Here is a 354-nt window from a genome sequence, read left to right on the forward strand (position 1 = left end):
TTCAAACTGGACGGCTAGTCCGGTTTAAACTGGACGCTCGTTCCGATTTAAACTGGACAGTTATTCCGGTTTAAATCTTCAGTCGGAACTGTGTATCGGAGCGAAGCGATGCCGGTATTTTTACTGTACTACAAAGTACAGATTTTGCCAATAAATTAGCGGTGGAATAGTTTAAAAAGTATTATCGTCGTCGTAGTTTTAATTTCCACCAGTCCAAAGATTATTCTTCCTTCTTAGCGTTGTAAAGCTTGCGCATGGATTCCCCTTTGAGGATTAATTTATGGGCATTATGTACTAAACGATCTAGAATGGCATCAGCCACTGTAGGGTCTCCCAGTATCTCATGCCAGTGCT

The 354-nt window shown here is 41.5% G+C and carries 1 protein-coding gene; it reads right to left on the reverse strand.

Annotated features, from left to right (window positions below; genetic code table 11):
• Window positions 1–220: 220 nt before the first annotated feature.
• Window positions 221–354 (reverse strand): ATP-binding protein (locus tag KKC1_RS05720; RefSeq protein ID WP_192868102.1); only part of this gene is annotated, 134 nt, incomplete at its 5' end.

Source organism: Calderihabitans maritimus (genome assembly GCF_002207765.1).
Taxonomy (GTDB): domain Bacteria; phylum Bacillota; class KKC1; order Calderihabitantales; family Calderihabitantaceae; genus Calderihabitans; species Calderihabitans maritimus.